Source organism: Stenotrophomonas sp. (assembly GCF_032099025.1).
Lineage (GTDB): Bacteria > Pseudomonadota > Gammaproteobacteria > Xanthomonadales > Xanthomonadaceae > Stenotrophomonas.
The window spans coordinates 107804-131198 of record NZ_DAMCID010000010.1 but is presented as its reverse complement, the minus strand read 5'-3'; the positions used below and the strand labels follow the sequence as shown (position 1 = coordinate 131198).

The following is a 23395-nucleotide window of genomic DNA, read 5'->3' as shown; positions in this document are numbered from 1 at the left end:
GGTATGGGCCCAGCTTCAGCCCGCTGCATTGAATCGGCCCTTAACTCTGGGCGATCCGGATGAATGATTGCCATCGTGGCACGGACGCGGCAGTCGGTACGGACCGAAGGCTTACGTTAATCTTGTGTCATGACCGATTCATCCTTGCCCTGCGCCGATGACCTGTTGGCCGCCGCTGCGCGGATCGCGCCCCACGCCAGCGTGACCCCGGTGCTGCAGTCGCGCACCCTGGACGCGCTCAGCGGGGCGCACCTGGCCTTCAAAGGCGAGCACCTGCAGCGCGGCGGCGCGTTCAAGTTCCGCGGCGCGTGCAATGCGGTGTGGGCCTTGTCCGATGCGGTGGCCGCGCGCGGGGTGGTGACCCATTCGTCCGGCAACCACGGCGCCGCCCTGGCCCTGGCGGCCCGCACGCGGGGCATCGCCTGCCACGTGGTGGTGCCCGAGGGCGCGGTGGCGGCCAAGCTGGCCAACATCGTGCGCCACGGCGCCACGCTGTGGCGGTGCGCGCCCAGCATCGCCGCCCGCGAGGCACTGTGCGCCCGGGTCGAAGCTGAAACCGGCGCGACCCTGGTCCACCCCTATACCGACCGCCAGGTGATCGCCGGGCAGGGCACCGCCGCGTTGGAGCTGCTGCACAGCCACGGCCCGTTCGACATCGTGGTGGTGCCGGTGGGCGGCGGCGGGCTGGCGGCAGGCACCCGCCTGGCGTTGCAGGCAACCGCGCCGGGCACGCGGCTGGTGCTGGCCGAGCCGGCCGGCGCTGCCGATACCGCGCGCTCGCTGGCCGCGGGCGAGCGCCGTGTCGACTTCACCCCCGATACGATCTGCGACGGCCTGCGCGGCACGCTCGGTGCGCCCAACTTCACCCTGCTGCATGGCGCGGCCGAGGTGATCACCGTGGACGATGCGGACACCCTCGCCGCCATGCGCCTGCTCTGGCAGGTCCTGAAGCAGGTGGTGGAGCCGTCCTCGGCGATCGCGCTGGCGGCCATTCTGTCCGACCCGGCGCGCTTTGCCGGGCAGCGGGTGGGCGTGGTGCTGTCTGGCGGCAACGTCGATCTGGACGCGCTGCCCTGGACCGGCGCATGACCCGGCGTGCGCGTGTGGGCCTGATCGGCTGGTTGTGGCGGCTGTGCATCCTGCTGGCCGCTTGGCTGCTGTGCGTGACCGCATGGATCGTCTGGGTCGGCGAGCGCGACCAGGCCGCGAAGGCCGACGCCATCATCGTGCTGGGCGCCGCCGCGTACGACGCCAAGCCGTCTCCGGTGTTCGAGGAGCGCATCCGCCACGGCCTGGATCTGTACAACCAGGGCTACGCGCCGCTGCTGATCTTCACCGGCGGCTACGGCGGTACGGGCGCGCGCTTCTCCGAATCGCAGGTGGCGCGCCGTTACGCGCTCAAGCAGGGCGTGCCCGAAGACGCGATCCTGATCGAAACCGCCTCGCGCACCACCCGCCAGAACCTGGTGGAGGCGCGCCGGCTGATGGACCAGCACGCGCTGCACCGGGTGATCATCGTCAGCGACCCGCTGCACATGGCCCGCGCGCTGCGCCTGGCCCAGGAACTGGGCATCGACGCGCTGGCGTCTTCAACGCCGAGCACACGCTTCCGCAGCTTCCACACCAGCTGGAAGTTCCTGGCGCAGGAAATCTATTTCTTCCACCGCGACATGTTCCCCGCGGCGAACGGTTCCTGACCCCGCTGGACACGCATGGCGTGTCCCTGCGATTTCTTACGGGGTCTTGCGCCGGATCGGTATCGCCGACACCGGCACGCTGGCCACATCCTGGCCGCGTTCCCGGATCGGCGCACCGGCGTCCGGCGCCCATGCGTGGGCATAGATCACTTCCCAGCTGCTGGGCAGCTTGCCATCCTCGCGGCGCAACGGTTCGTAGGCGGCCCGCGCCGCGGCGAAGCGTCCGCGCCCGGTCAGCGTGTGGCGGCGATCCTGGCGCGCGTTCGTCGCCCCGATCGCGCGTAGTTCACGCATCAACGCATCCAGGTCGCTGTAGGTCAGCGTGAACAGGTCGCGGTCCAGCACCGGGTCGCGGAACCCGGACATCATCAGCGCGTCGCCAAACTGGGCGATGGGCGGGAAGCGGCTCACGTGCGGGGTGGTGTCGGCGCTGGCAAACGCATCGCGCAGTTCGATCAGTGTTTCCGGGCCGAACGTGGAACACAGCAGCAGCCCACCGGGCTTCAGCGCGCGACGGAACCCGGCAAACACCGCCGGCAGGTCTTCCACCCACTGCAGGCACAGGTTGCTGTAGATCACGTCCACGCTCTGGTCCAGCACCGGCAGGGCCTGCGCGTTGCCACAGACGCGGGAAAACGGCTTCCACCAGCCGGCCTGCTTCTTCGCCTCGCGCAGCATGGGCTCGGCCAGGTCCAGCGCGATCACCTGCGCCTTCGGCCAACGCTTCTTCATCGCCGCGCTGGCGTGCCCGGTGCCGCTGCCCACGTCCAGCACCACGTCCGGCTGCCGGCTTTCCAGGTATTCCAGCGATTCCAGCAGGCGCTTTTCCACTTCGCGCTGCAGGGCGGCGGCGGCGTCATAACTGCTGGCGGCACGCGAGAACGCGCGGCGGACATGATGGGGATCGAAGCTGGACGTCATGGAAGGCTCACTGCGGAAAACGGACATCATTCCGGGCAACCCCCGGCAGGTAGCGCACGACCGTGGGCCGCGCGCCGGTACTCAGAACGTACCCGGGTAAGCCCCGCCGTCGATCAGCAGGTTCTGCCCGGTGATGTAGCCGGCCTGTGCGCTGCACAGGAACGCGCAGGCCGCGCCGAACTCGTCGGCGGTGCCGAAACGCCCGGCGGGAATGTGGGTGCGCTTGCGCTCGGCGATCTGGCCCGCATCCACGCCCTGCTGCTGGGCCATGTACGCGAAGTTGCCCCGCAGGCGGTCCGTATCGAACTGGCCCGGCAGCAGGTTGTTGAGGGTGACGTTGTGGGCCACGGTCCTGCGCGCCAGCCCGGCCACGAAACCGGTCAGGCCCGAGCGCGCGCCGTTGGACAGCCCCAGGATGTCGATGGGCGCCTTCACCGACGACGAGGTGATGTTGACCACGCGACCGAAGCCGCGTTCGATCATGCCGTCCACGGTGGCCCGGATGAGTGCGATCGGCGCCAGCATGTTCGCGTCCAGCGCGGCGATCCAGTCGTCGCGGTCGAACTGGCGGAAATCACCCGCCGGCGGGCCACCCGCGTTGTTGATCAGGATGTCCACCTGCGGGCAGGCCGCCAGCGCGGCGGCGCGGCCGGCGTCGGTGGTGACATCGGCGACCACCGTGACCACCTTGCCTGCACCGGGCAATGCCTGCAGGTCCAGCCCGGCGCGCACCAGCGCGTCCTCGCCGCGCGCGGCGATCACCACGTTGACGCCTTCACGCACCAGGGCCCGGGCACAGCCCAGTCCCAGGCCTTTACTGGCAGCGCAGACGAGGGCCCAGCGGCCGGCGATTCCAAGATCCATGCGTCAGTTCCGTAAGCGAGGGCAGGCGTACATGATCGGTGATGCACGTGCGGGATGGGTCAGCCGAGTGCGGCAACGAAGTGTTGCAGGTGCGCGGCCACCTCGTCGGTATGGCCCAGGAAGGGCGCATGGCCACCGTGGGCCACCACATGGGCGGTGGCCTGCGGCGTCAGTGCGGCCGCCGCCTGCATCGCCCGTGCCGACACCAGCCGGTCGCGCTGGCCGGCCAGCCACAGGCTGGGGGGGCGCAGACTGGGCAGTGCACCGCGCAGGTCGGTGTTCTCGAGCAGGTGCAGGCCTTCCTGCAGGGCGCGCGGAGCCGGTTCACCGCGCGCCACCAGTGCGGCCCGCAGCGTGCGCAGTTCCTGTCGGGCGTGTTCGGAGCCCATGGCGTCCAGCGCCAGGAAGCGTTCCAGCGTGCCGCGGTAGTCCTGGGCCAGGTCCTGCCCGAACTGCTCAAAGACCGCAGGCTCCACGGCGTGCGGCCAGTCGTCGCCCCGCACGAAACGCGGCGCGGCCGCGATCATCGCCAGCCCGCGCACCTTGGGCAGCGTCGCCGCCGCGTGCAGTGCGAACAGGCCGCCCAACGACCACCCGCACCACACGGCCGGTGGCGTGGCGGCGGCAATGGCACTGACCACGAAGGGCAGGCGCAGTGGCGTGGGGTCATCGCGGCTCGCACCGTGCCCGGGCAGGTCGACCAGGTGCAGCTGGAACTGCGCGGAAAGGCGTTCGACCAGCGGCGCGAACACGCCGCCATGCAGCGCCCAGCCGTGGATCAGTACCAGCGCGGGACCGGTGCCGACGACCTCGATATGCATGCTCACCGCCAACCGCCGTGCATCACGCGCTCAGCGCATCCAGCGACTGCTGGCGCAGCACCTGGTCACGCGCATGCGCGATGGCGTCGGTCAGCGCGCGTACCTGCGGCACGGTGTGCAGCGCGGACAGGGTCACGCGCAGGCGCGCCTTGCCTTCCGGTACGGTCGGCGGACGGATCGCACTGACCAGGAAACCGGCCGCTTCCAGCGCCGCCGACAGTGCCATCACCGTCGACTCGGCACTGCACAGCAACGGCTGGATCGGCGTGTCCGACGGCATCAGTTCCAGGCCGTGCTGGCGTGCACCGGCGCGGAAGACGCCGACCAGTTCGGCCAGTTTCTCGCGGCGCCAGTCATCGCGGCGCGCCAGCTTTACCGCGGCCAGCGCGGCAGCCGCCTGTGCCGGTGGCACGGCGGTGGTGTAGATGTAAGGACGTGCGGTTTCAGCCAGGTGCTGGATCAGCGCGTCATCGCCAACCACCACGGCACCACTGCAACCCAGTGCCTTGCCCAGCGTGACCAGCTGCAGCGGCACATCGGCCACGCCCAGGCCGGCATCGGCCACGCAGCCGCGGCCGTGTTCACCGACCACGCCGATGCCATGCGCGTCGTCCACGTACAGCAGTGCTTCCTGCATGCGCGCCACCAGCGACAGCGAGCGCAGCGGGGCGATGTCGCCATCCATGCTGAAGACGCCGTCGGTGACCAGCATCGCCGCGCCCTCCGGCGCGTGCTTGAGCTGGCGCAGCGCGCCTTCGGTGTCCAGGTGCGGGTAGCGGCGCAGGCGGCAGCCGGCCAGGCGCGTGGCATCGAGCAGGCTGGCGTGGTTGAGCCGGTCCTGCACGCACACATCGTCTTCTTCGCTGAGCAGCGCCTGCTGCACCGCCAGGTTGGCGGCAAACCCGCTGCCGAACAGCAGTGCACGCGGGTAGCCCAGCCAATCGGCCACTTCCTGCTCAAGCGCCTCATGCAGCGCGTGGTGGCCGCAGATCAGGTGCGACGCGGTGGCACCGGCACCTTCGCGCGCGGCGGCGTCCTGCAATGCACTGACCACGCCGAACTGCTGGGACAGGCCCAGGTAGTCGTTGCTGCAGAAGCCGGTGAGCCACTGGCCGTTGACCTCCAGGCGCACGCCATCGCGCCGGGTCACGGTGCGTCTCACACGGATGCGGCCCTGCGCGTCGCGAAGCTTGCGCTGGGACTGGATGCGGTCGTGCAGGTCAGGACGGGCCATGGTCGTCAATGTCATGGGCGGGCAGGGCAGCTAGCGTACTCGCTTGCCGGGCGTAGCGCTGCACCGCCCAGGGGAAGGCTCAGGCCGCTGGTCCGCCGGTAGGCGATGACCGTTGGTCATCGCAGGTAATGCCGGCATGCACGGTGCCCGGGTGGTCGTGCTCCACCGCATCCACCTGCACCGCCATCGGGCGCAGCCCGAGCCGGCTGAACAGGGCCAGGTCGCGTTCGGTGTCCGGATTGCCCGTGGTCAGCAGCGTTTCCCCATAAAAGATGGAGTTGGCGCCGGCCAGGAAGCACAGCGCCTGCAGCTCATCGCTCATCGCCTCGCGCCCGGCCGACAGCCGCACCATGGCCCGCGGCATCACGATGCGCGCCACCGCGATCATGCGCACGAACTCGAACGGGTCCAGTGCGGCGCTGCCGTGCAGCGGCGTGCCGGCCACCTGCACCAGCCGGTTGATCGGCACCGAATCGGGGTGCGCCGGCAGATTGGCCAGCGCCAGCAGCAGCCCGGCGCGGTGCGCGCGCGTCTCCCCCATGCCGACGATGCCGCCGCAACAGGTCTTCAGCCCGGCCTCGCGCACGTGTTCCAACGTATCCAGCCGGTCCTGGTACCGGCGGGTGTGGATGATGGAGTCGTAGTACTCCGGCGCAGTGTCCAGGTTGTGGTTGTAGTAATCCAGCCCGGCCTCGCGCAGCGCCACGGCCTGCGCGCCATCGAGCATGCCCAGCGTGGCGCAGGTTTCCAGCCCCAGCGCCTTCACCTCGCGGATCATCGCCGCCACCTTCGGGATATCGCGGTCCTTGGGCGAGCGCCACGCCGCGCCCATGCAGAACCGGGAGGCGCCGGCCGCCTTGGCCTGGCGGGCCTTGGCGACCACGTCTTCGGTGGCCATCAACTTCTGGGCGGCTACCCCGGTGTCGTAGCGCTGGGCCTGCGGGCAGTACGCGCAGTCCTCCGGGCAGCCACCGGTCTTGACCGAGAGCAGGGTCGAGACCTGCACCTCGGCCGGGTCGAAGTGCGCCCGGTGCACCTCTGTCGCCCGGTGCAGCAGCTCGGGGAAGGGCAGGTCGAACAGCGCCAGCAGCTCCTCGTGGTGCCAGTCGTGGCGGATAACAGAGGCCATGGGAGTGTCCTGACAGATTGGGCAACGAAAGGGCGGCAGTCTGGTGAGGTTGTGGGCCGCTGTCAACTGAATTGATTTGCAATAAGTTTACGGTTTGGCCACAGTTCTACGCGTCTTGTCCGCACTGGGACTGGGCCGGGATATCGATGGCCTTGCTGCTGTCGATACCGTGGGAGCGCAGCTAATGGCTAGCCGCCTACGGCGCCCCTCTCCACGAAAAGTAGACCCGCATCAACCGACAAGCGGAGAGGGACAGCCGCGCGACAACAGCCGTGCAAGCACGGTCGTTCCCGAACAAGAACGCTATGCGCTACGGTCAACGCGCAGGCCGCCTCCAATCGATGCGGGCCCCGCAGGTACCCGCCAGCCACGCACCAAACGGTGATACCTGATCCAATGGCACCCGTCCTGTCCGCAAGCGCTACAAAAGCGTCAGACATCCGCTGATAGTTGCTGGGCTGACAGCGCGGCAGTCTGGTCTCTTGTGAAATTGGATCGGGCTGTCTGGCAATGGTTAGCCTCCGCAACGCCTTGCTTCGGCTCGGCCATCAATTTCTTCCCCTGCGCTGCCTGGTCTGCTCCAATCCCGGCAACGACGGCCTGGACCTCTGTGCGGCCTGCCATGCCGAGCTGCCGTGGAACGACCACGCCTGCCCGCTGTGTGCCTTGCCGCTGCCGCCCGGTGAGCCGGCCGCTGCCTGTGGCGCCTGTCTGCGCGAACCGCCGCGGCAGGTCGGGGCGGCAGCCACCTTCGTGTACGCGCCGCCGATCGACCGGCTGGTGCTGCGCTTCAAGTTCCACCAGGATCTGGCCGCCGGGCGGCTGCTGTCACAGCTGATGTTGCAGGCGGTGCCGCCCTTCGCAGCGGTGCCGTTGCTGCCTATGCCCCTGCATGGGCGCCGGCTACGTGAGCGTGGCTACGACCAGGCGCGGGAGCTGGCCCGTCCGCTCGCCCGCGAGCTGGGCCTGCCGCTGTGGTCCGGGCTATGCCGCAGCCGCGCCACCGTGGCGCAGTCCACGCTGGATGCCGATGCCCGTCGCCAGAACCTGCGGGGCGCCTTTGCCGTGCAGGCCACGCCGCCGCCGCGGCTGACCCTGGTAGACGACGTGATGACCACCGGCGCGACCCTGGACGCCGCCGTCCGCGCGCTGCGGCGCTCCGGCCTCGCCGAGGCCACGCTGTGGGTCTGCGCCAGGGCGCCCTGAACCCTTGTCGCGGCGTGCACAGGGCCCGGGCCTAGCATCGCGGTTGACCCTCCTTCCAGGACCACCGTCATGAGCCAGGCTCCGGAACTGCGAAGCACCCCGCTGTTGTCGCTGGTCGGCCGCAGCTGGTGGGTGGTGCTGCTGTATGGCCTGCTGGCGGTGGGCTTCGGCCTGATCGCCATCACCCGGCCGCTGTCCGCCGCGGCCGGGCTGGCCTGGGCGATCGGGATCATGGCGCTGGTCGAGGGCCTGATCAGCCTGTTCGCGGTGTTAAGCGGCAACAGCGGCACGCCACGTGGCTGGGCGCTGGTGTACGCGCTGGCCTCGATCGGCTTCGGCGCACTGGCGGTGATCAACCCCCTGGTGACCGCCAAGGTGCTGGTCCTGCTGCTGGCGATCTGGCTGATCATGGCCGGCGTGTACCGCATCGTGTTCGCCATTCGGGTGCGCAAACAGATCGAAGGCGAATGGCTGCTGATCGTCAGCGGGCTGCTGGCGATCGTGCTGGGCGCGATGATGGTGGCCAACCCGTTGGGCGGGGTGGCGGTGACCACGCTGTGGATCGGTATCGGCAGCCTGGTCTACGGGGTGCTTCAGATCGTGGTGGCCTTCCGGTTGCGGAAGTTGCGCTGAATCTTCCTGAGGGCACGCAGGGCTCCCCAGGAGAATGCGATGCCTACAACGGGTCCGATCAGCAGCGTGTAGCCCATGGCCAGGTAGCCACCGCCGTCGCAGGGCGCCTCGCACCCAACGGATGGGGTGAAGACCCACCACAGCAGGAAGAACACGGCAACGAAGCCGATTCCGAAAGCGGAGATGCAGGACAGCAGAATCGCAAGCGCCTTGATGACCGCCTTGGCCCAGCTGTCCATCGGATATTCCCCGTTCCCTTCCGGCATGCTTCAGGATAACAATGCCTGAACCAAACGGAGAGCACCACGATGCGCAAAGGATGGCGACGGAGCCTGCTGGCAGCGGGCATGCTGCTGCTTGCTGCCTGCAACAAGCACAGCACGGCCGAACCCGCAGAAGTTCCCAGCGGCAATCCGCCGCGCAGCGACGCACGTATCGAGATGCGGCTGGTCTCCCGCGACGCATCGGGGGTAACCGCTCGACTGCCGAACGGCACGCCGGTCAAACTCGTGGGTCCCCCCATCATCACTACCTCGGCGATTGCGAGTGTGCGCCAGGAAGTGGGTGAGGATGGAATGGCCAGCATCTACTACACCTTCACCGAGGCCTCCGAAACGCGCATCCAGAAGGCCACCGACGCGCTGGTCGGCCGCGCGGTGGTGATGACCGTCGACGGTGCGCCGATCAGCCAGGCAGTGATCAGCGGACCGTTCGGGAAAAGCATGGTGACAGCGGGAGTGGATCCCGACGAGGCGAAAGCGCTTGTCGTGCGGATGACGGGCGAGCCATGAACGCCCGCCCGGTCAACGTCACCTGAACTTGGCCTCGATCTCCTCCAGCGTCCTGCCCTTGGTCTCCGGCAGCAGGAACGCGGCGACCAGGAAGTACAGCAGCGTGCAGCCTGCCCAGAAGAAGAACATGCTGGCATAGCCGTGGTGGCCGACGGTGGGCAGGAAGATCGCGGCGATCACGGTGGAGACGAACTGGTTGATCAGCAGCGCGATGCTCATGCCGTTGGAGCGGATGCGGGTGGGCATCAGCTCCGACAGCGCCAGCCACACGCATACGCCCGGGCCGACCGCGAAGAAGGCCACGAACAGCAGGATGCAGCCGGCCACCAGCCAGCCGTGGGTGGGCGAGGGCACCGGGCCGATCACGGCGCGTTCGATCACCAGCGGCGCCTGTGCGGCTGCGGCGGGATCCGGGAACGGGTTGAGATGCACGCGGCGGAAGAATGCGCCGATGACGCTGTCGGCCGATACCGCATCTTCGCGGCGGATCTGCAGCGTGGCGTCGATCGGGTTGTCGCTGCGCAGCGAGCGCACGTTGCTGAAACCGCCGTACGCGTAGGACACGGTTAGCTGCTGCGGCTGCGCGCCGGCGTTGGTATCCAGGCGCTGCCATTGCGCGGCATCCATCGGCAACGACAGCGTATGCCCCGTCACCTGCTGCTGCAGTGCGGACTGGACATCCAGCCGCCCATGCTCGCTGCGCAGGAACAGCAGCGCCGCGCCGAGCAGGGCGATGGTGATGCCGCCGGTGCCCAGCATCAGCAGGAACCTGCGTCCTTTGCGGTCCACCAGCACCAGCGCCACCACGGTCATCAACGCGTTGAGGAGCTTGATCGACACGTCGGCCCAGTTGGCCACCGCACCGGGCAACCCGGCCTGGTGCAGGATGTTCACCGCATAGGCCAGCACCGAGTTGATGCCGGTCGCCTGGGTAAACGCCAGCACCAGGCAGGCCAGCACGAACGGCCATACATAGCGGCGACTGAGCAGGGGATCGCGCGTGGCGGGTGTGCCATCGCTGGCCGGTGCGTCGGGTGCTTGCATGCGCGCCAGCGTGGCCTCCACGTCGGCCGGCGCCACGGTGCGCTGCAGGGCGACCCGCGCCTTGGCAATGCGACCGCGCCGCACCAGCCAGCGCGGCGACTCGCTGATGAGCAGCGCGCCAGCGGTGAATACCAGTCCGGGCAGCAGGCAGCTCCAGAAGATGGTGCGCCACGCGTGGTCCTTCACCGTGTAAAGCAGGCGCTGCTGCTCCTCGCCCGGAAGATGCGCGACGGCCGCGGTGGCCGCGTCCACGCTGTGCGCGTGATACAGCCCGATCACCGCCGCCAGCACCAGCCCGATGGTCAGCAGCAGCTGGAACATCGCCGCGCCGCGCCCGCGCTTTTCAGGGCTGAGTACCTCGGCCAGGTACAGCGGCACCACCACGCCGATCAGGCCGCCGCTGATGCCCTGCAGCAGGCGGCCCATCAACAGCGGGCCATAGCCTTCGGAGAGTGCCATCACCGGAATGCTGGCGGTGAACAGCAGCCCCGCCAGCACCATCGCGCCGCGCCGCCCGATCAGGTCGGCGATGGCGCCGGCGAACAGCGAGGACAGCACGCTGCCGAGAAGCACCGCCGCCACCACGAACCCCAGTTGCTGGGTGGTGAGGTGCCAGCTGGCGGTGGCCGTGGCTTCCAGATAGGGCAGCGCACCGGCGATGATGCCGATGTCGATGCCGTAGAGCAGGCCGCCCATGCCGCCGATGAACAACAGATAGCGCACCGGCCAGCGCGGCGCGGGGGCGGAAGCGGGCACGGGCATAACGGCGGAAACGTCGTTCATGGTGCGGTCCTGTCTACGTTGGAACGCGCCACACGCGGCGCGGAATCACTCAGTCAAGCGCGATGCGTTCGCCTTCCACCACCACCTGCTGCACACGCAGGTCGCGGTCGAGCACCACCAGGTCGGCCCACGCGCCTGGTTGCAGGCGGCCTCGATCCTCGAGGCCGAGATAATCGGCAGGGAAGCGTGAAACCCGGTCAGAGGCGTCATCCAGCGCCACTCCCAGCGCAACCAGATTGCGCAGCGCCTGGTCCATGGTCAGCGCGCTGCCGGCCAGCGAGCCGCTGTCCAGGCGCACACAGCCCAGGCATTTGTGCACGCGCTGCGAACCCAGCGCGTACTCGCCGTCGGGCATGCCGGTGGCGGCCGTGGCGTCGGTCACGCAGTACAGGCGCGGAATGGCGCGCAGCGCGGTGCGGATCGCGCCGGGGTGCACATGCTGCAGGTCGGGAATGAGCTCGGCGTACTGCGCGTGGGCCAGCGCGGCCGTGGCAATGCCGGGGTGGTAGTGGTCCACGCCGGTCATGCCGTTGAACAGGTGGGTGAAGCCGGCGGCGCCGGCCTCCAGTGCGGCCAAACCCTCCTCGTAGGTGCCGGCGCTGTGGCCGAGCTGCACGCGGATGCCGAGTGCGCTCAGGGCAGGAATGAGGGCCAGGTGCTGGCCGATCTCCGGCGCCAGGGTCAGCACCTTGATGGGGGCGATGGCGTGCAGGCGGCGCACATCCTCCAGCGTCGCTTCCACCACCAGCGGCGGTTGCGCGCCCAGGCGCTCAGCGCTGATGAAGGGCCCTTCCAGGTGCACACCAAGCACGCGCGCCGTACCCGGCGTGCGCTGTGCGATGGCCGGCGACAGCCCACGCAGCGCGCGCACGATGTCGTCGTCGTGCGCGGTCATGGTGGTGCCCAGCATCGCCGTGGTGCCATGCCGCGCATGCGCGCGCGCCACGGTCGTGGCGGTGTCCCCGCCCTGCATGATGTCCACCCCGGCGCCGCCATGCACATGCAGGTCGATGAAGCCCGGCAGGATCAGTGGAACGTCATTGTCATCGTGCGGATCGGCAGGTGTGCGGCTGATCGAGACGATGCGCTGGTCGAACGTGATGTCGCCACGGACCCAACCGCCAGGGGTGAGGATGCGGCCATGCAGGAACGGGGTTGGGGTCAAGGCGGCGACTCGGCGATGATCACTTCGATGCCCAGCTTCTGCAGCCCTTCCAGGTATTCGGGGTCGATGCTGGCGTCGGTGATGATGGTATGGACCTGCTCGAGGCGGGCGATGCGGTGCAGGCTGACGTGGCCGAACTTGGAGGCGTCGGTCAGTACCACCACGCGCCGCGCGCGCTCGACCATGCGGTGGTTGAGGCTGGCTTCGGCCTCGTGATGGGTGGTCAGCCCGAACTGCAGGTCCAGGCCGTCCACGCCCAGGAACAGGGTGTCGAAGCTGTACGTGTTGAGGCTTGCCTCGGCCTGGCTGCCCTGCAGCGACAGCGACTGCTTGCGCAGCAGTCCGCCGGTCAACAGCAGTTCAACGCCCGGCGCATTCGCCAGTTCCCAGGCAATGTTCAAGCCGTTGGTCATCACCGTGACGTCGCGGTGCGCGCGCAGATGACGCGCCAGGGTCATGGTGGTGGACCCGGAATCGATGATGATGTTGTCGCCCGACCGCACCAGCCGCGCGGCGTGCGCGCCGATGCAGTCCTTCAGCGGCAGGTTCAGCGTGTCCTTTTCATGGATGTCCTGCTCCAGCGGCGGCTTGCGCACCAGCGTCGCGCCACCGTGGGTGCGCGTGGCCAGGCCCTGCGACTCGATGTGGGTCAGGTCGGCCCGGATGGTGACGGCCGAAACGCCGAAGCGTTCCACCAGGTCGCTGACCTGTGCGTTGCCGTGTTCCACCAGCAACTGCAGGATCTGTTGGCGGCGCTGCCGTGTGTTTCGCATGGAGGCGAGTCCGTTCAGAAGGAAAGCCAAAGCTTACCGTTCCGAAACCTCCGTGGCGGGAAAAGTTTCGTTATCCCGGCCAAAAGCGTTACGAGCGCAAGCGCGGGCGTATTCGGCCAAGCGCAGGGCCACCTTGTGCTGGATGAGCGCGAGCGGCTCCGCGCGCAGCTCGCCGGCCTCCACCGCCTTGAGCTGTTCGGGCATGAACTGGCTGAGCAGCATCAGCGGCGGCGTGTGGCGGGTGAGGTTGTCCACCAGCCGGGCCAGCGCCGCCTGCACCGGCGGCTCGCCCCAGTAATAGCGGCTGCGGTCGCTCAGCGAGTAGGCACGCAGCAGGCGCAGCGCATGCGCGTCGCCCTGGTAGTAGCTGCGCCAGCTGCCCGGCTTATCGAGCATGCAGCGGTCGAGCACGTCGATGATCTGCGAGCAGTCACTGGCGGGCAGGAGCTCGCGCTCGATCATCGCCAAGGCGAACACTGCCTCGCGGAACGCATACGTGGCCGCCGGGCCCACCTTGAGGATGGCGAAGTGGTCGCGCACCAGCGCGTGCAGGCCGGCTTCGGTCTGGTAGTCGGTGGAGTGCGCTTCGAACACGATGCGCGGCTGGGTCTGCACGAAGGCCGACAGCGCCTGCGCGGCGGCCGGGTCGTAGTGGTGCACGCTGCTGTGGTCGAAATCCACGCCCGGCTGTACCACCATGGCGATCACCCGTTCCCAGGCCGGCAGCAGGTCCGGCGTCGAAAACGCTTCGCGGTGGATCGCGAGCGTGGTGGCTGCCGCCGTCGGCGTGGTCACCGCCAGGCCGACATCCAGCGACGCCTCACCGCCCGGCACCGGCACTTCGGTGCCGATCACGTACACCGGCGGAGGCAACCCGTGCTCGGCGGCGGTGCGTTCGGCAATGCGCGCCAGCTCGGCCGAGCGCGCGGCCACCGTGGCGTCCGGCAGCGGGGTGGGGTCGTCGGCGCAGGACACGCTGCAATCGAGATGAATCTTGTGGAAGCCGGCAGCCACGTAGGCGGCGATCAGGTCGCGCGCGTTGGTCATTGCGATCTCGGCCGGTCCCTTCTGCCATGCATTCGGACCCAGGTGGTCGCCGCCCAGAACGAGGCGATCTGCCGGGAAGTCCTGGCTGCGCGCCAGGTCCAGCACGTAGTCGCGGTACTGCGGCGGGGTCATGCCGGTGTAGCCGCCGAACTGGTCCACCTGGTTGGAGGTGGCTTCGATCAGCAGCACGGTGTCATACCGCCGCGCGACCTGCATGGCGGCCAGCAGCACCTGTTCGTTGCTGCAGCACACGCTGTACAGGCCAACGGGCTGGCCCTGGCGGTGGGCGGCGATCAACGATTGGACGGCAGACATGGCAGCGCTCCAGCAACAGCGAAAGGAAAGAGTGACGTCAGGACGCGGGGTGGTGCTGGCGCGCCAGCAGCGCGGCGCCGCGTGCGCCGCCGGCATCGCCGAAGGCCGGCGGCAGGATCGGCGGCACCCGGGCACCGTTGAACAGATACGGCGCGATCGCGGCGGGCAGGTCGCGGTACAGCTGCTCCAGCTTGGAGAGGCCGCCGCCCAGCACGATCACGTGCGGGTCCAGGGCGAGGATCACACCGGCGAAGCTGTAGCCCAGCAGGTCGCGATGGATCGCCAGCGCCTGCTGCGCGATTGCATCGCCCTCGTTTGCCCGTGCGACGACGGCGGAAGCATCCAGCGCGGGGCCGCCCCCGCGTTCGTGGATCATCGCCAGGCCGCTGCCGGAGACATAGCGCTCCAGGCAACCGCGCAGGCCGCAACCGCACTCCAGCAGCGGCAGGTCATGGCGCAGCTGCAGGGTAGCGGGCAGGCTCCAGTGCCCCCACTCGCCGGCGATGCCGTTGTTGCCAGCCACCAGCTGGCCGTCCAGGCAGTAACCGCCGCCGGCACCGGTGCCCAGAATCACTCCGAACATGCTCGGGTAGCCGGCGGCGGCCCCGCCGTGGGCTTCGGACAAGGCGAAGCAGTGCAGGTCGTTGCCCAGCGCCAGCGGGCGTTGCAGCCGCGTCTGCAGGTCGTGGCCGACCGTGCGCCCGCTCAGCGCGGGCACGTTGGCGCTGAGCTGGCGGCCACTCTCGCGGTCACGTACGCCCGGCAGGCCGATGCCCACCGCATGCGCACGCGTTCCCAATGCAGCGTCGGCGGCATCCACCAACTGGCCGATCGCCTGCACGAACGCCGGGTAGTCGTCGGTAGGCGTGGCCACGCGCTGCCGGTGGTGCACCTGCAATGCCGCGTCGCACGCCACCAGTTCAACCTTGGTGCCGCCAATGTCGATGCCGTACCAGGTCTGCAGGGGGGCGCGATGCTCAGCCATGGGCGTGAATCGTCACACCCTGCACCACACGGTTGACCGTGCCGTCGGGGAAGGGGTTGTCCGGGGTCAGGCGCAGTGCGGCCGAACGCTGCAGCGCGTAGCACTGCGCCATCACCAGCCACAGCGGTGCCAGCCACGCATCCGGCAGGGCCGGAGCATCCAGCACGAAGTCGCCCGTGGCGGCATCCGGGTCGGACGGGCCGACCGAAATGACGCGCCCGGCAATGCCGTCGCGGCGAAGCTCGTCCAGCAGATCCTGCTCATAGCGCCGGGCCAGCGGCTGCGCACTGCGCAACATCACCACCAGGGTGTCGGCATTGAGCGTGGACTTGGGGCCGTGGCGGAAACCCAGCGGCGTGTTGGCCAGCGCCAGCACGCGCCCGGCGGTGAGCTCCAGCACTTTCAGCGCGGCTTCGCGGGCCGCCGCTTCCAGCGGGCCACTGCCCAGGTAGATCACCCGCGCGACGTTGGCCTGCGCCAGCGCCGCCACCGGCGCATCCCACTCGCGCAGGGCCTGTTCGCCGCCCACGGCCAGCGCGCGCAGGCGTGCGATGCGCTGCGGCCACGGCGCGCTGTCGAACACGCTGAGTGCGGCCAGCAGCATGCAGCTCAGGCTGCTGGTCATGGCGAAGGCACGGTCACAGCTCGCGGGCGGCATCAGCAGCGACAGCGTGTCGCTGCGGCCGTGGCCACGCTGGGCCAGGGCGCCGTCGGCATTGCAGGTGATGTCCAGGAAGCGCGTGTCATCCACCTGCGCGCGCACAAGCTCTACGGCCGCCACGCTTTCCGGGCTGGAGCCGCTGCGGCCGAACGACACCAGCAGGGTCGGCCGGTCGCGCTGCAGGTACAGCTCGGGATGGGTCAGCAGGCTGGTGGTGTGGAGCGCGCGGACCTCGGCAGGCCACTGCGCGTTGATCTGGTCGGCCACCATCTCGGCAATGAATCCGGAGCTGCCGGCGCCGGTGAAGATCACCCGCTGCCCCGGCTGGCGCAGCGCGTCGGCCAGGAACCCGTCGATGCGCGCATGGGCCGCGTCCAGCACATCGGCCAGCGCCGACCACAGCGCGGGTTGCTGTGCGATTTCTTCAGCGGTGTGCGCGCCGCCAAGGCGCTGCCAGGCGGTCAAGTCGGGGAGCAGAGTGACGTCCATTCGCAATTCCTGTTGGGCGACCGCACCTTCAATGTTTTCTTTCGAAATGTCAATTATCGAAAGATTAAAATAAGTTTGCTCGATCACAGTTTTCAATCGAAATGTCGCGCCCTGCGCTATTGAGCTTGCCTATCTTCACGCAGCGCAAGGGAATTTTGGCGCGTTCAGCGTGCAGAAAGAAAGTGGTGCTTTGCATCATCTTTCGTTTAACGCGATTTATTATTCTTTTTTCTTTTCAATTTGTTGACATCTTTCGAGACACTGCCCCATAGTCCGCCGCAATGGTTTCGGACACCCGCCGAACGCGGGCTTTGGGGGCAACGTGGTTACCCGCTGTCGACGCACCGTACTCTGCCTTTCGCTGCTGGCGCCGCTGTTGCTGGCCAGGCCGGTCCAGGCCGAGCCGCTGGGAAACCTGCAGTCCATCCGCGCGCTGCCCGACGGCACCGGAACCGCGTGGACGCTGGCGACCGACAACGGCATGACCGTGCGTGTGGACCTGCTGCGCGAAGACCTGCTGCGCGTGCAGGCGGGGCGTGCCGGCGCGCTGCTGCCGGCGGGCGACAAGGCGGCCCCGATCGTGCTGCCGCAACCCCCCGCCGCAGTGCCCTTCCAGCTGGACGAAGATGCCGCTGAGCTGCGCATCCGTACCGGTGCCCTGGTGCTGCACATCCAGCGCCAGCCGCTGCGGCTGGCATTGGATCGCCGCGACGCCGATGGCGACACCGCCCTGTGGCGCGAACTGCAGCCGCTGGACCTGGATACCGCGCAGAGCGTGCAGGTGCTGAGCAGCACGGCCGATGAGCAGTTCGTCGGCGGTGGCCAGCAGAACGGACGCTTCGCCTTCAAGGGGCGTGAGCTGGAGGTGTCCTACTCCGGCGGCTGGGAAGAGGGCGACCGCCCCAACCCTGCACCGATGCTGCTCAGCTCGCGTGGCTGGGGCATGCTGCGCAACACCTGGAGCGATGGCAGCTATGACCTGCGCCAGGCCGACCAGGCCACGCTGCTGCACCGCGAAGACCGCTTCGACGCCTATTACTTCGTCGGCGCCGGCCTGCCCGCCCTGCTGGACCGCTACACCGCATTGACCGGGCGCGCCGCGCTGCTGCCGCGCTGGGCGTTCTCGTACGGTGATGCCGACTGCTACAACGACGGCGACAACATCAAGAAACCCGGCAGCGTGCCCGAAGGCTGGAGCGATGGCCCCACCGGCACCACGCCGGACGTGGTGAACAGCGTGGCGAAGCAGTACCGCGACCACGACATGCCCGGTGGCTGGATCCTGCCCAACGACGGCTACGGCTGCGGCTACAAAGCCCTGCCGGAAACAGTGACGGGCCTGGCCGGCTACGGCTTCAAAACCGGGCTGTGGACCGAGAGCGGGGTGGACAAGATCGCCTGGGAAGTGGGCACCGCCGGCAGCCGCGTGCAGAAACTGGACGTGGCCTGGACGGGCAAGGGCTACCAGTTCGCGATGGATGCCAACCAGTCCGCCTTCAACGGCATCCTGCACCATTCCGACTCGCGCCCGTTCCTGTGGACGGTGATGGGCTGGGCGGGCATCCAGCGTTATGCGGTGGCCTGGACCGGCGACCAGAGCAGCAGCTGGGATTACATCCGCTGGCACATTCCCACCCTGGTCGGCTCGGGCCTGTCCGGCATGGCCTACGCCAGTGGCGACGTGGATGCGATCTTCGGCGGCAGCGCGGAAACCTTCACCCGCGACCTGCAGTGGAAGAGCTTCACCCCGGTGCTGATGGGCATGTCCGGCTGGTCGGGCAGCGCACGCAAGCACCCGTGGTGGTTCGACGAACCCTACCGCAGCGTCAACCGCGACTACCTCAAGTTGAAGATGCGCATGACCCCGTACATGTACGGGCTGGCGCACGAGGCCGCGACCACCGGCGCGCCGATCCTGCGCGCGCTGATGTGGGACTACCCGCAGGACCCCAGCGCGTGGACCGAAACCTACAAGTACCAGTTCCTGCTCGGCCGCGACCTGCTGGTGGCGCCGGTGTACCGCAGCCAGGCCGCGAGCCGCGGCTGGCGCCGTGACATCCATCTGCCGCAGGGGCGCTGGTTCGATTACTGGGATGGCCGCGTCCTGCAGGCCGGTGCCGACGGGCGCCAGCTGGACCGTGCGGTGGATCTGGCCACGATTCCGCTGTTCGTGCGTGCCGGTGCCATCATTCCGATGTATCCGGAGATGCTGTACGACGGCCAGAAGCCGCTCGATGAGGTGACCTTCGATCTGTATCCGCAGGGCAGCTCGCAGTACACGCTGTACGAAGATGACGGCAGCACGCGCCGCTACGAGAAGGGCGAATCCAGCCAGCAGCAGATCAGCGTGCAGGCGCCGGCACAGGGCAGTGGCCCGGTGCAGGTGCGCATCGAGGGAGTGCGCGGGCAGTACCAGGGCCAGCTGGCACAGCGCCGCTATGCGCTGCGCGTGCTGAGCCGGCAGAAGCCGGTGGCAGTCAGCCTGGATGGCCGCGCGCTGCCGCTGCTGGCCGATGCCGCCGCGTGGCAGGCCGCGCCGGAAGGCTGGTACTTCGATGCCAACGAACGACGCGGCACCGTGCATGTGCGCACCGCGCCCACCGACATCCGCCAGCCGCTGGCATTCCAGCTTGACATCGCGCTGGCCGCCGCCGCCGCCGCCGACGTGTTCCCCGCCGCCCCGGTACTGGGTCGCGCGCTGCCCGCCGACAGCCTGCTGGTGGTGAACCGCCCGGCAGAAGAACGTGGCTACGAACTGGAGAAGGCGTTCGACGACGACCCGGCCACCTGGTTCCGCACCGTGCGCAACCAGGCGGTGCGCACCGGCGCGCACGAATGGGTGATCGGCTTCGGCGAACGCCGCCTCATCGACGGCATCGTACTGGCACCGCGCAACGATCCGCATTGGAAGAGCGGGCAGGTCCGTGACTACGAGATCTACCTGGGCGACAGCAATGGCGAGTGGGGCGAGCCGATCAAGCGCGGTCGCCTGACCCTGCAACAGGGCGCGCAGCAGATCGACTTCCCGGCACGCGCCGGCCGCCTGCTGCGCTTCCGCGTGCTCAGCGTGCAGAACCCGGAAGGAGACGGCGCCGCGGGCAGCGATCCCATGGTGACCGCCGCGCTGGGCAACGTCGCACGTGCGGTGGATGCACTGCAGCCGCGCGACGTCGGTCCGATCACCCTGTCCACCTTCCAGATCCTCGAACACCAGGTACCGGAGCGACCGGCGCAGCAGCGCTACCTGTCCGAACTTGCGTTGCCGAACGCCGCCAGCATGCAGGTACGGGCCGATCACGCCTTCCAGGGCGAGCAGCCCATGCGCATGAACGGCCTGCTGTTCCGTCGTGGACTGGGCGTGGGTCCGGCCAGCCGCATCGACCTGCAGCTCAACGGCCAGTGGCGCCTGCTGCGCGCCGACCTGGGCATCGACGACGCCTGCCGCAGCGCGGGTGGCATGCAGTTCCAGGTCTGGGGCGATGGCCACCTGCTGTATGACAGCGGCCTGGTGAAGGCACCGGGTGTGGTCAAGCCCGAACTCGATATCCGCGGCCTGCACACCCTGAGCCTGCGCACGCTCGGTGCGCAGGGCGAACACCCCGCGCAGGTTTGCGGCAACTGGGCCAACGCCGCACTGATCGGACAGGAGGGCGATACCGCCAGCATCGTGTCGCCGTAACCCACCGCACCAGCGCATCCCGGAAAAGGATTCTCCACCGTTTCCCGACTACGGCCTGCCGGCCGTGGTGTGGGGGACTGTTGCCCGAAAAAACCCACCCAAGGCAGCCCCACGCTGCGGAATGTACAAGGAGCCAAAGATGTTGACCGAACGCCATCGCCATCGCCGCATCCCCGCTACACCCTTGTCCGTCGCGCTGGGCCTCGCCCTGGCCGTGACCGGTCCCGCGTTTGCCCAGAACGACGACACCGCCGCCGAAGGCACGCCCAAGGCCAACGCCACCGAACTGTCGCGCGTGCAGGTCACCGGTTCCAACATCCGCCGCAGCGATGTGGAAACCTCCTCGCCGGTGCAGATCATCAGCAAGCAGGACATCGAGAACATGGGCGCGCGCACGCTGCTGCAGGTGCTCGACAACCTGCCTGCCGCCCGCCCGGGCCAGCAGGACTCGCGCTCGCTGTTCACCGGCTCCGACGGTGCCTCGCAGGCCAACCTGCGTGGCCTGGGTGCACAGGGCACGCTGGTGCTGCTCAATGGGCGTCGTCTGTCGTACTACGGTGCGCCGGCCGGTTTCCAGACCCAGTTCGTCAACATCGACGCCATTCCGGCCGCCGCCATCGAACGCATGGAAGTGCTGACCGACGGTGCCTCGGCGGTGTACGGCACCGACGCGGTGGCGGGCGTGATCAACGTGATCACCAAGCGCTCATACCAGGGTGCGGAGATCAACGTCACTGCCGACAGGTCCTCGCGCATTGACTCCTATGGCGAACAGCAGGGCAGCATCACCGCCGGCTTCGGCGACTTGGATGAGGACCGCTACAACGTCTACGCCTCGGTGAACCTGTACCGCCGCAACGCGATTCCGATCAGCGACTTCTACGACAAGCGGCCCAGCCAGTACTACGTCAACAATCCAAACTACATCCCGAATCTGCGTCTGGGCACCGGCAGCGAGCCGGGCGTGTTCAACCCCGGCAGCTACTTTGCCTTCGATCCGGTTACCGGCGCGAAAGTGCAGGAAGCCGCACCGGGCTGCAACAACGTGCTCACCACCGAAGCCGCCGGTCCGAGATGCATCTGGCAGACGTGGATGAACAACGAGATCGACGCGGGCGCCAAGACCGAGCGCAATACCGCCTACGTCAACGCGCACTTCCTGATCGGTGAAACCACCGAGGCCTTTGCCGAGGCCACCTATACCGATATCGACCTGACCGCCAACGGTGGTACGCCGCGTGCTTACGGCACTACCACGAGCAATCCAACCAGCTGGTTCTCGCGCAACACCGGCACCACGGTAAACCAGTTCCTGTACCCGTACCTGGGGCCGAACAACGAGTACAACCTCGCCAGCCCGGAGCTGAAGGCACTGATGGGTGGCGTGGTCGGCCTGCAGTACCTGCTGCAGGACGTGGGTGCCAATCACTTCGGCCAGCGCAATACCGACCAGAGCTACCGCGTGCTCGCCGGCCTGCGTGGCACGTTGGGCGATGACTGGAACTGGGAAACCGCCTTCGCAACTGCGGGTACCCACTCGGTGACCTACCAGACGACCAACGTGAACCTCGAAGGCTTCGAGCGCGCCTTCGGCCCGTACAGCGTCGATCCAGGCACCGGGCGCGTGATCATTTCCGACCACCCTGCCTACAAGTTCGGTGAGATCAGTGAAGCCAATGCCGCGCTGATCCGCGAAGCCTTCCCAACCTTCGACATCCAGTCGTGGACGCGCCTGCATACCCTCGACGGAAAAGTCGAAGGCCCGTTGTTCAGCCTGCCCGCCGGTGACGTGCGCGCCGCCTTTGGCTTCAACGCCACGCGCGAAACCTTCTACACGCCTGGCAATCCGGATGCGGCCAACGGCCTGATCACCCAGCAGGGCGGCTCTTGGTTCGATGGCAAGCGCAACACCTACGCACTGTTCGCCGAAGCGGTAGCCCCGCTCAGCGATAAGCTGGAGCTGGATGCCGCCCTGCGCGTGGACAAGTATCCCAACTTCAGCGCCAACCTGGCCCCGAAGATCGGCCTGAAGTACCAGGTGCTGCCGCAACTGCTGCTACGCGGTACCTACTCCGAAGGCTTCCGCGCCCCCAGCCTCGCCGAGGCCGGCACCGGCGGCGTGTTCGCCCAGCTCGGTGGCTATCGCGATGAAATCCGCTGCGCCGAAACCAATGCGATCGCCAACCTGCTGCGGCAGTCCGGCCGCAGTGGCGATGTGGACCTGGGCAATTCCCTGCTCAACAGCGATTGCAGCCGCACCGTGGCGCGCATGACCCAGCCCAACCAGGACCTCAAGCCGGAGAAGGCGAAGATCGCCACGCTGGGCTTCGTGTTCGAGCCGGCCACTTGGCTGTCGGTGTCGGCGGACTACTGGTTCATCTACCGTCGCAATGAAATCGCCGCGCCGGACTACAGCAAGGACGAAGATATCCTGTCGATGACGCGGTCTCCGATCACCGAGTCCGACCGCGCCAACCAGGCCGCACTGGCAGCGATGTGTGCGGACCCGGTCAGCGGCGTGAGCTGTCCGTCCACCTTGCCCGGCTATAGCGTGGGCAACGTGGCCAGCGTGGTGGGCCAGTACAAGAACCAGGGCCGCACGCTGGTGGACGGCTTCGACATCGATGCGCGCAGTCGCTTCTCATTGGGCGATTGGGGCGCACTGAACATCGGCATGGCCGCCACCATCGCGCGGCGCAAGGAAACCTACACCGACGATGAAACCCGCTGGTACTACGGCAACACCATCGGCTACTACGGCAACCCGCGTCTGCGGGCGACCTTGAACGCTGACTGGTCCTACAAGCAGGTCACCACCAGCTTCTTCATCAACTATGTGGGCACCACCAAGTGGGCGTGGGACCAGATCGACGCCGAAGACAACAATCCGGACACCTGCACGGCCGGCTACCTGCCGGTCAATCCGGCCCAGTGCGACGGCGTACCGTCGTGGTGGACCGCCAATCTCAGCGTGGGCTGGCGCCCGGACGACCACTGGAGCCTGGGCTTCACGGTCAAGAACCTGTTCAACCGCCTGCCGTTCTACGACCCGAACAGTTTCCTGGGTGACTCCAGTGACTATGCCAGCATCTTCGGCCGCAGCTACAGTCTGCAGGTCGGCTACAAGTTCTGATGCTTTCACCGCGCCGGTGCGAGCC

Annotated in this window: 19 protein-coding genes; 7 read left to right on the top strand and 12 right to left on the bottom strand. The window is 68.2% G+C overall.

Annotated features, from left to right (window positions below):
• Positions 1 to 129: 129 nt before the first annotated feature.
• Complete coding sequence (locus RT456_RS09370; protein WP_313345545.1) at positions 130 to 1089, top strand: pyridoxal-phosphate dependent enzyme; 960 nt, start codon at positions 130 to 132, stop codon at positions 1087 to 1089.
• Positions 1074 to 1697 (top strand): YdcF family protein, encoded by a 624-nt coding sequence (locus tag RT456_RS09365; protein WP_313345626.1) that lies wholly within the window; start codon positions 1074 to 1076, stop codon positions 1695 to 1697. The genes RT456_RS09370 and RT456_RS09365 overlap by 16 nt, the downstream gene beginning before the upstream one ends.
• Positions 1698 to 1733: 36 nt before the next feature.
• Here RT456_RS09365 and bioC read toward each other — a convergent pair whose 3' ends face one another.
• The 5 genes from bioC to bioB all read right to left on the bottom strand — a co-directional run bounded on the left by bioC (position 1734) and on the right by bioB (position 6666).
• Complete coding sequence (gene bioC / locus RT456_RS09360; protein WP_313345542.1) at positions 1734 to 2618, bottom strand: malonyl-ACP O-methyltransferase BioC; 885 nt, start codon at positions 2616 to 2618, stop codon at positions 1734 to 1736.
• A gap of 81 nt (positions 2619 to 2699) precedes the next feature.
• On the bottom strand, positions 2700 to 3482 hold the full coding sequence (locus tag RT456_RS09355; RefSeq protein WP_313345539.1) for an SDR family oxidoreductase: 783 nt from the start codon (positions 3480 to 3482) through the stop codon (positions 2700 to 2702).
• A 59-nt stretch (positions 3483 to 3541) separates the two neighbouring features.
• Positions 3542 to 4303, bottom strand: a complete 762-nt coding sequence (gene bioH, locus RT456_RS09350) for a pimeloyl-ACP methyl ester esterase BioH (protein WP_313345536.1) — start codon at positions 4301 to 4303, stop codon at positions 3542 to 3544.
• Between the two features lie 22 nt (positions 4304 to 4325).
• Positions 4326 to 5537 (bottom strand): 8-amino-7-oxononanoate synthase, encoded by a 1212-nt coding sequence (gene bioF / locus RT456_RS09345; RefSeq protein WP_313345534.1) that lies wholly within the window; start codon positions 5535 to 5537, stop codon positions 4326 to 4328.
• A gap of 79 nt (positions 5538 to 5616) precedes the next feature.
• Complete coding sequence (gene bioB, locus RT456_RS09340) at positions 5617 to 6666, bottom strand: biotin synthase BioB (RefSeq protein WP_313345532.1); 1050 nt, start codon at positions 6664 to 6666, stop codon at positions 5617 to 5619.
• Between the two features lie 510 nt (positions 6667 to 7176).
• Between bioB and RT456_RS09335 the strand changes: the two genes are divergently transcribed.
• Together RT456_RS09335 and RT456_RS09330 are read left to right on the top strand one after the other, a co-directional pair.
• The gene (locus RT456_RS09335) at positions 7177 to 7872 is read left to right on the top strand and encodes a ComF family protein (protein ID WP_313345530.1); all 696 of its coding nucleotides are present in this window, start codon (positions 7177 to 7179) and stop codon (positions 7870 to 7872) included.
• A gap of 69 nt (positions 7873 to 7941) precedes the next feature.
• Positions 7942 to 8505, top strand: coding sequence for an HdeD family acid-resistance protein (locus tag RT456_RS09330; protein ID WP_313345527.1), 564 nt, complete (start codon positions 7942 to 7944; stop codon positions 8503 to 8505).
• Here the strand turns inward: RT456_RS09330 and RT456_RS09325 are convergent.
• Complete coding sequence (locus RT456_RS09325; protein ID WP_313345525.1) at positions 8466 to 8744, bottom strand: hypothetical protein; 279 nt, start codon at positions 8742 to 8744, stop codon at positions 8466 to 8468. The two genes, RT456_RS09330 and RT456_RS09325, sit on opposite strands and share 40 nt — an antisense overlap.
• A 108-nt stretch (positions 8745 to 8852) precedes the next feature.
• Between RT456_RS09325 and RT456_RS09320 the strand changes: the two genes are divergently transcribed.
• A complete protein-coding gene (locus RT456_RS09320; RefSeq protein WP_313345524.1) occupies positions 8853 to 9296 on the top strand; it encodes a hypothetical protein in 444 nt (147 codons plus the stop codon).
• A gap of 18 nt (positions 9297 to 9314) precedes the next feature.
• Here the strand turns inward: RT456_RS09320 and RT456_RS09315 are convergent, their stop codons facing one another.
• The 6 genes from RT456_RS09315 to RT456_RS09290 are packed head-to-tail and all read right to left on the bottom strand — an operon-like array spanning position 9315 to position 16558.
• Positions 9315 to 11123 (bottom strand): MFS transporter, encoded by a 1809-nt coding sequence (locus RT456_RS09315; RefSeq protein WP_313345523.1) that lies wholly within the window; start codon positions 11121 to 11123, stop codon positions 9315 to 9317.
• Between the two features lie 49 nt (positions 11124 to 11172).
• Entirely contained in the window at positions 11173 to 12288 is a 1116-nt protein-coding gene (gene nagA / locus RT456_RS09310) for an N-acetylglucosamine-6-phosphate deacetylase (protein WP_313345520.1), read from the bottom strand.
• Complete coding sequence (locus tag RT456_RS09305; RefSeq protein WP_313345517.1) at positions 12285 to 13061, bottom strand: DeoR family transcriptional regulator; 777 nt, start codon at positions 13059 to 13061, stop codon at positions 12285 to 12287. Before RT456_RS09305 ends, nagA begins: the two co-directional genes overlap by 4 nt.
• Positions 13062 to 13094: 33 nt before the next feature.
• Positions 13095 to 14423, bottom strand: coding sequence for a D-tagatose-bisphosphate aldolase, class II, non-catalytic subunit (locus RT456_RS09300; protein ID WP_313345514.1), 1329 nt, complete (start codon positions 14421 to 14423; stop codon positions 13095 to 13097).
• A gap of 37 nt (positions 14424 to 14460) precedes the next feature.
• Entirely contained in the window at positions 14461 to 15408 is a 948-nt protein-coding gene (locus RT456_RS09295; RefSeq protein WP_313345511.1) for an ROK family protein, read from the bottom strand.
• Positions 15401 to 16558 carry an SIS domain-containing protein gene (locus RT456_RS09290; RefSeq protein ID WP_313345508.1) on the bottom strand — a complete coding sequence of 386 codons (1158 nt, stop codon included), beginning with the start codon at positions 16556 to 16558 and terminating at the stop codon, positions 15401 to 15403. Before RT456_RS09290 ends, RT456_RS09295 begins: the two co-directional genes overlap by 8 nt.
• Positions 16559 to 16880: 322 nt before the next feature.
• On the opposite strand from RT456_RS09290, the gene RT456_RS09285 reads away from it, so the two are divergent.
• Both RT456_RS09285 and RT456_RS09280 read left to right on the top strand, forming a co-directional pair.
• Positions 16881 to 20237 (top strand): TIM-barrel domain-containing protein, encoded by a 3357-nt coding sequence (locus tag RT456_RS09285; RefSeq protein WP_313345506.1) that lies wholly within the window; start codon positions 16881 to 16883, stop codon positions 20235 to 20237.
• Between the two features lie 139 nt (positions 20238 to 20376).
• Positions 20377 to 23370 (top strand): TonB-dependent receptor, encoded by a 2994-nt coding sequence (locus tag RT456_RS09280; RefSeq protein ID WP_313345503.1) that lies wholly within the window; start codon positions 20377 to 20379, stop codon positions 23368 to 23370.
• Positions 23371 to 23395 lie beyond the last annotated feature (25 nt).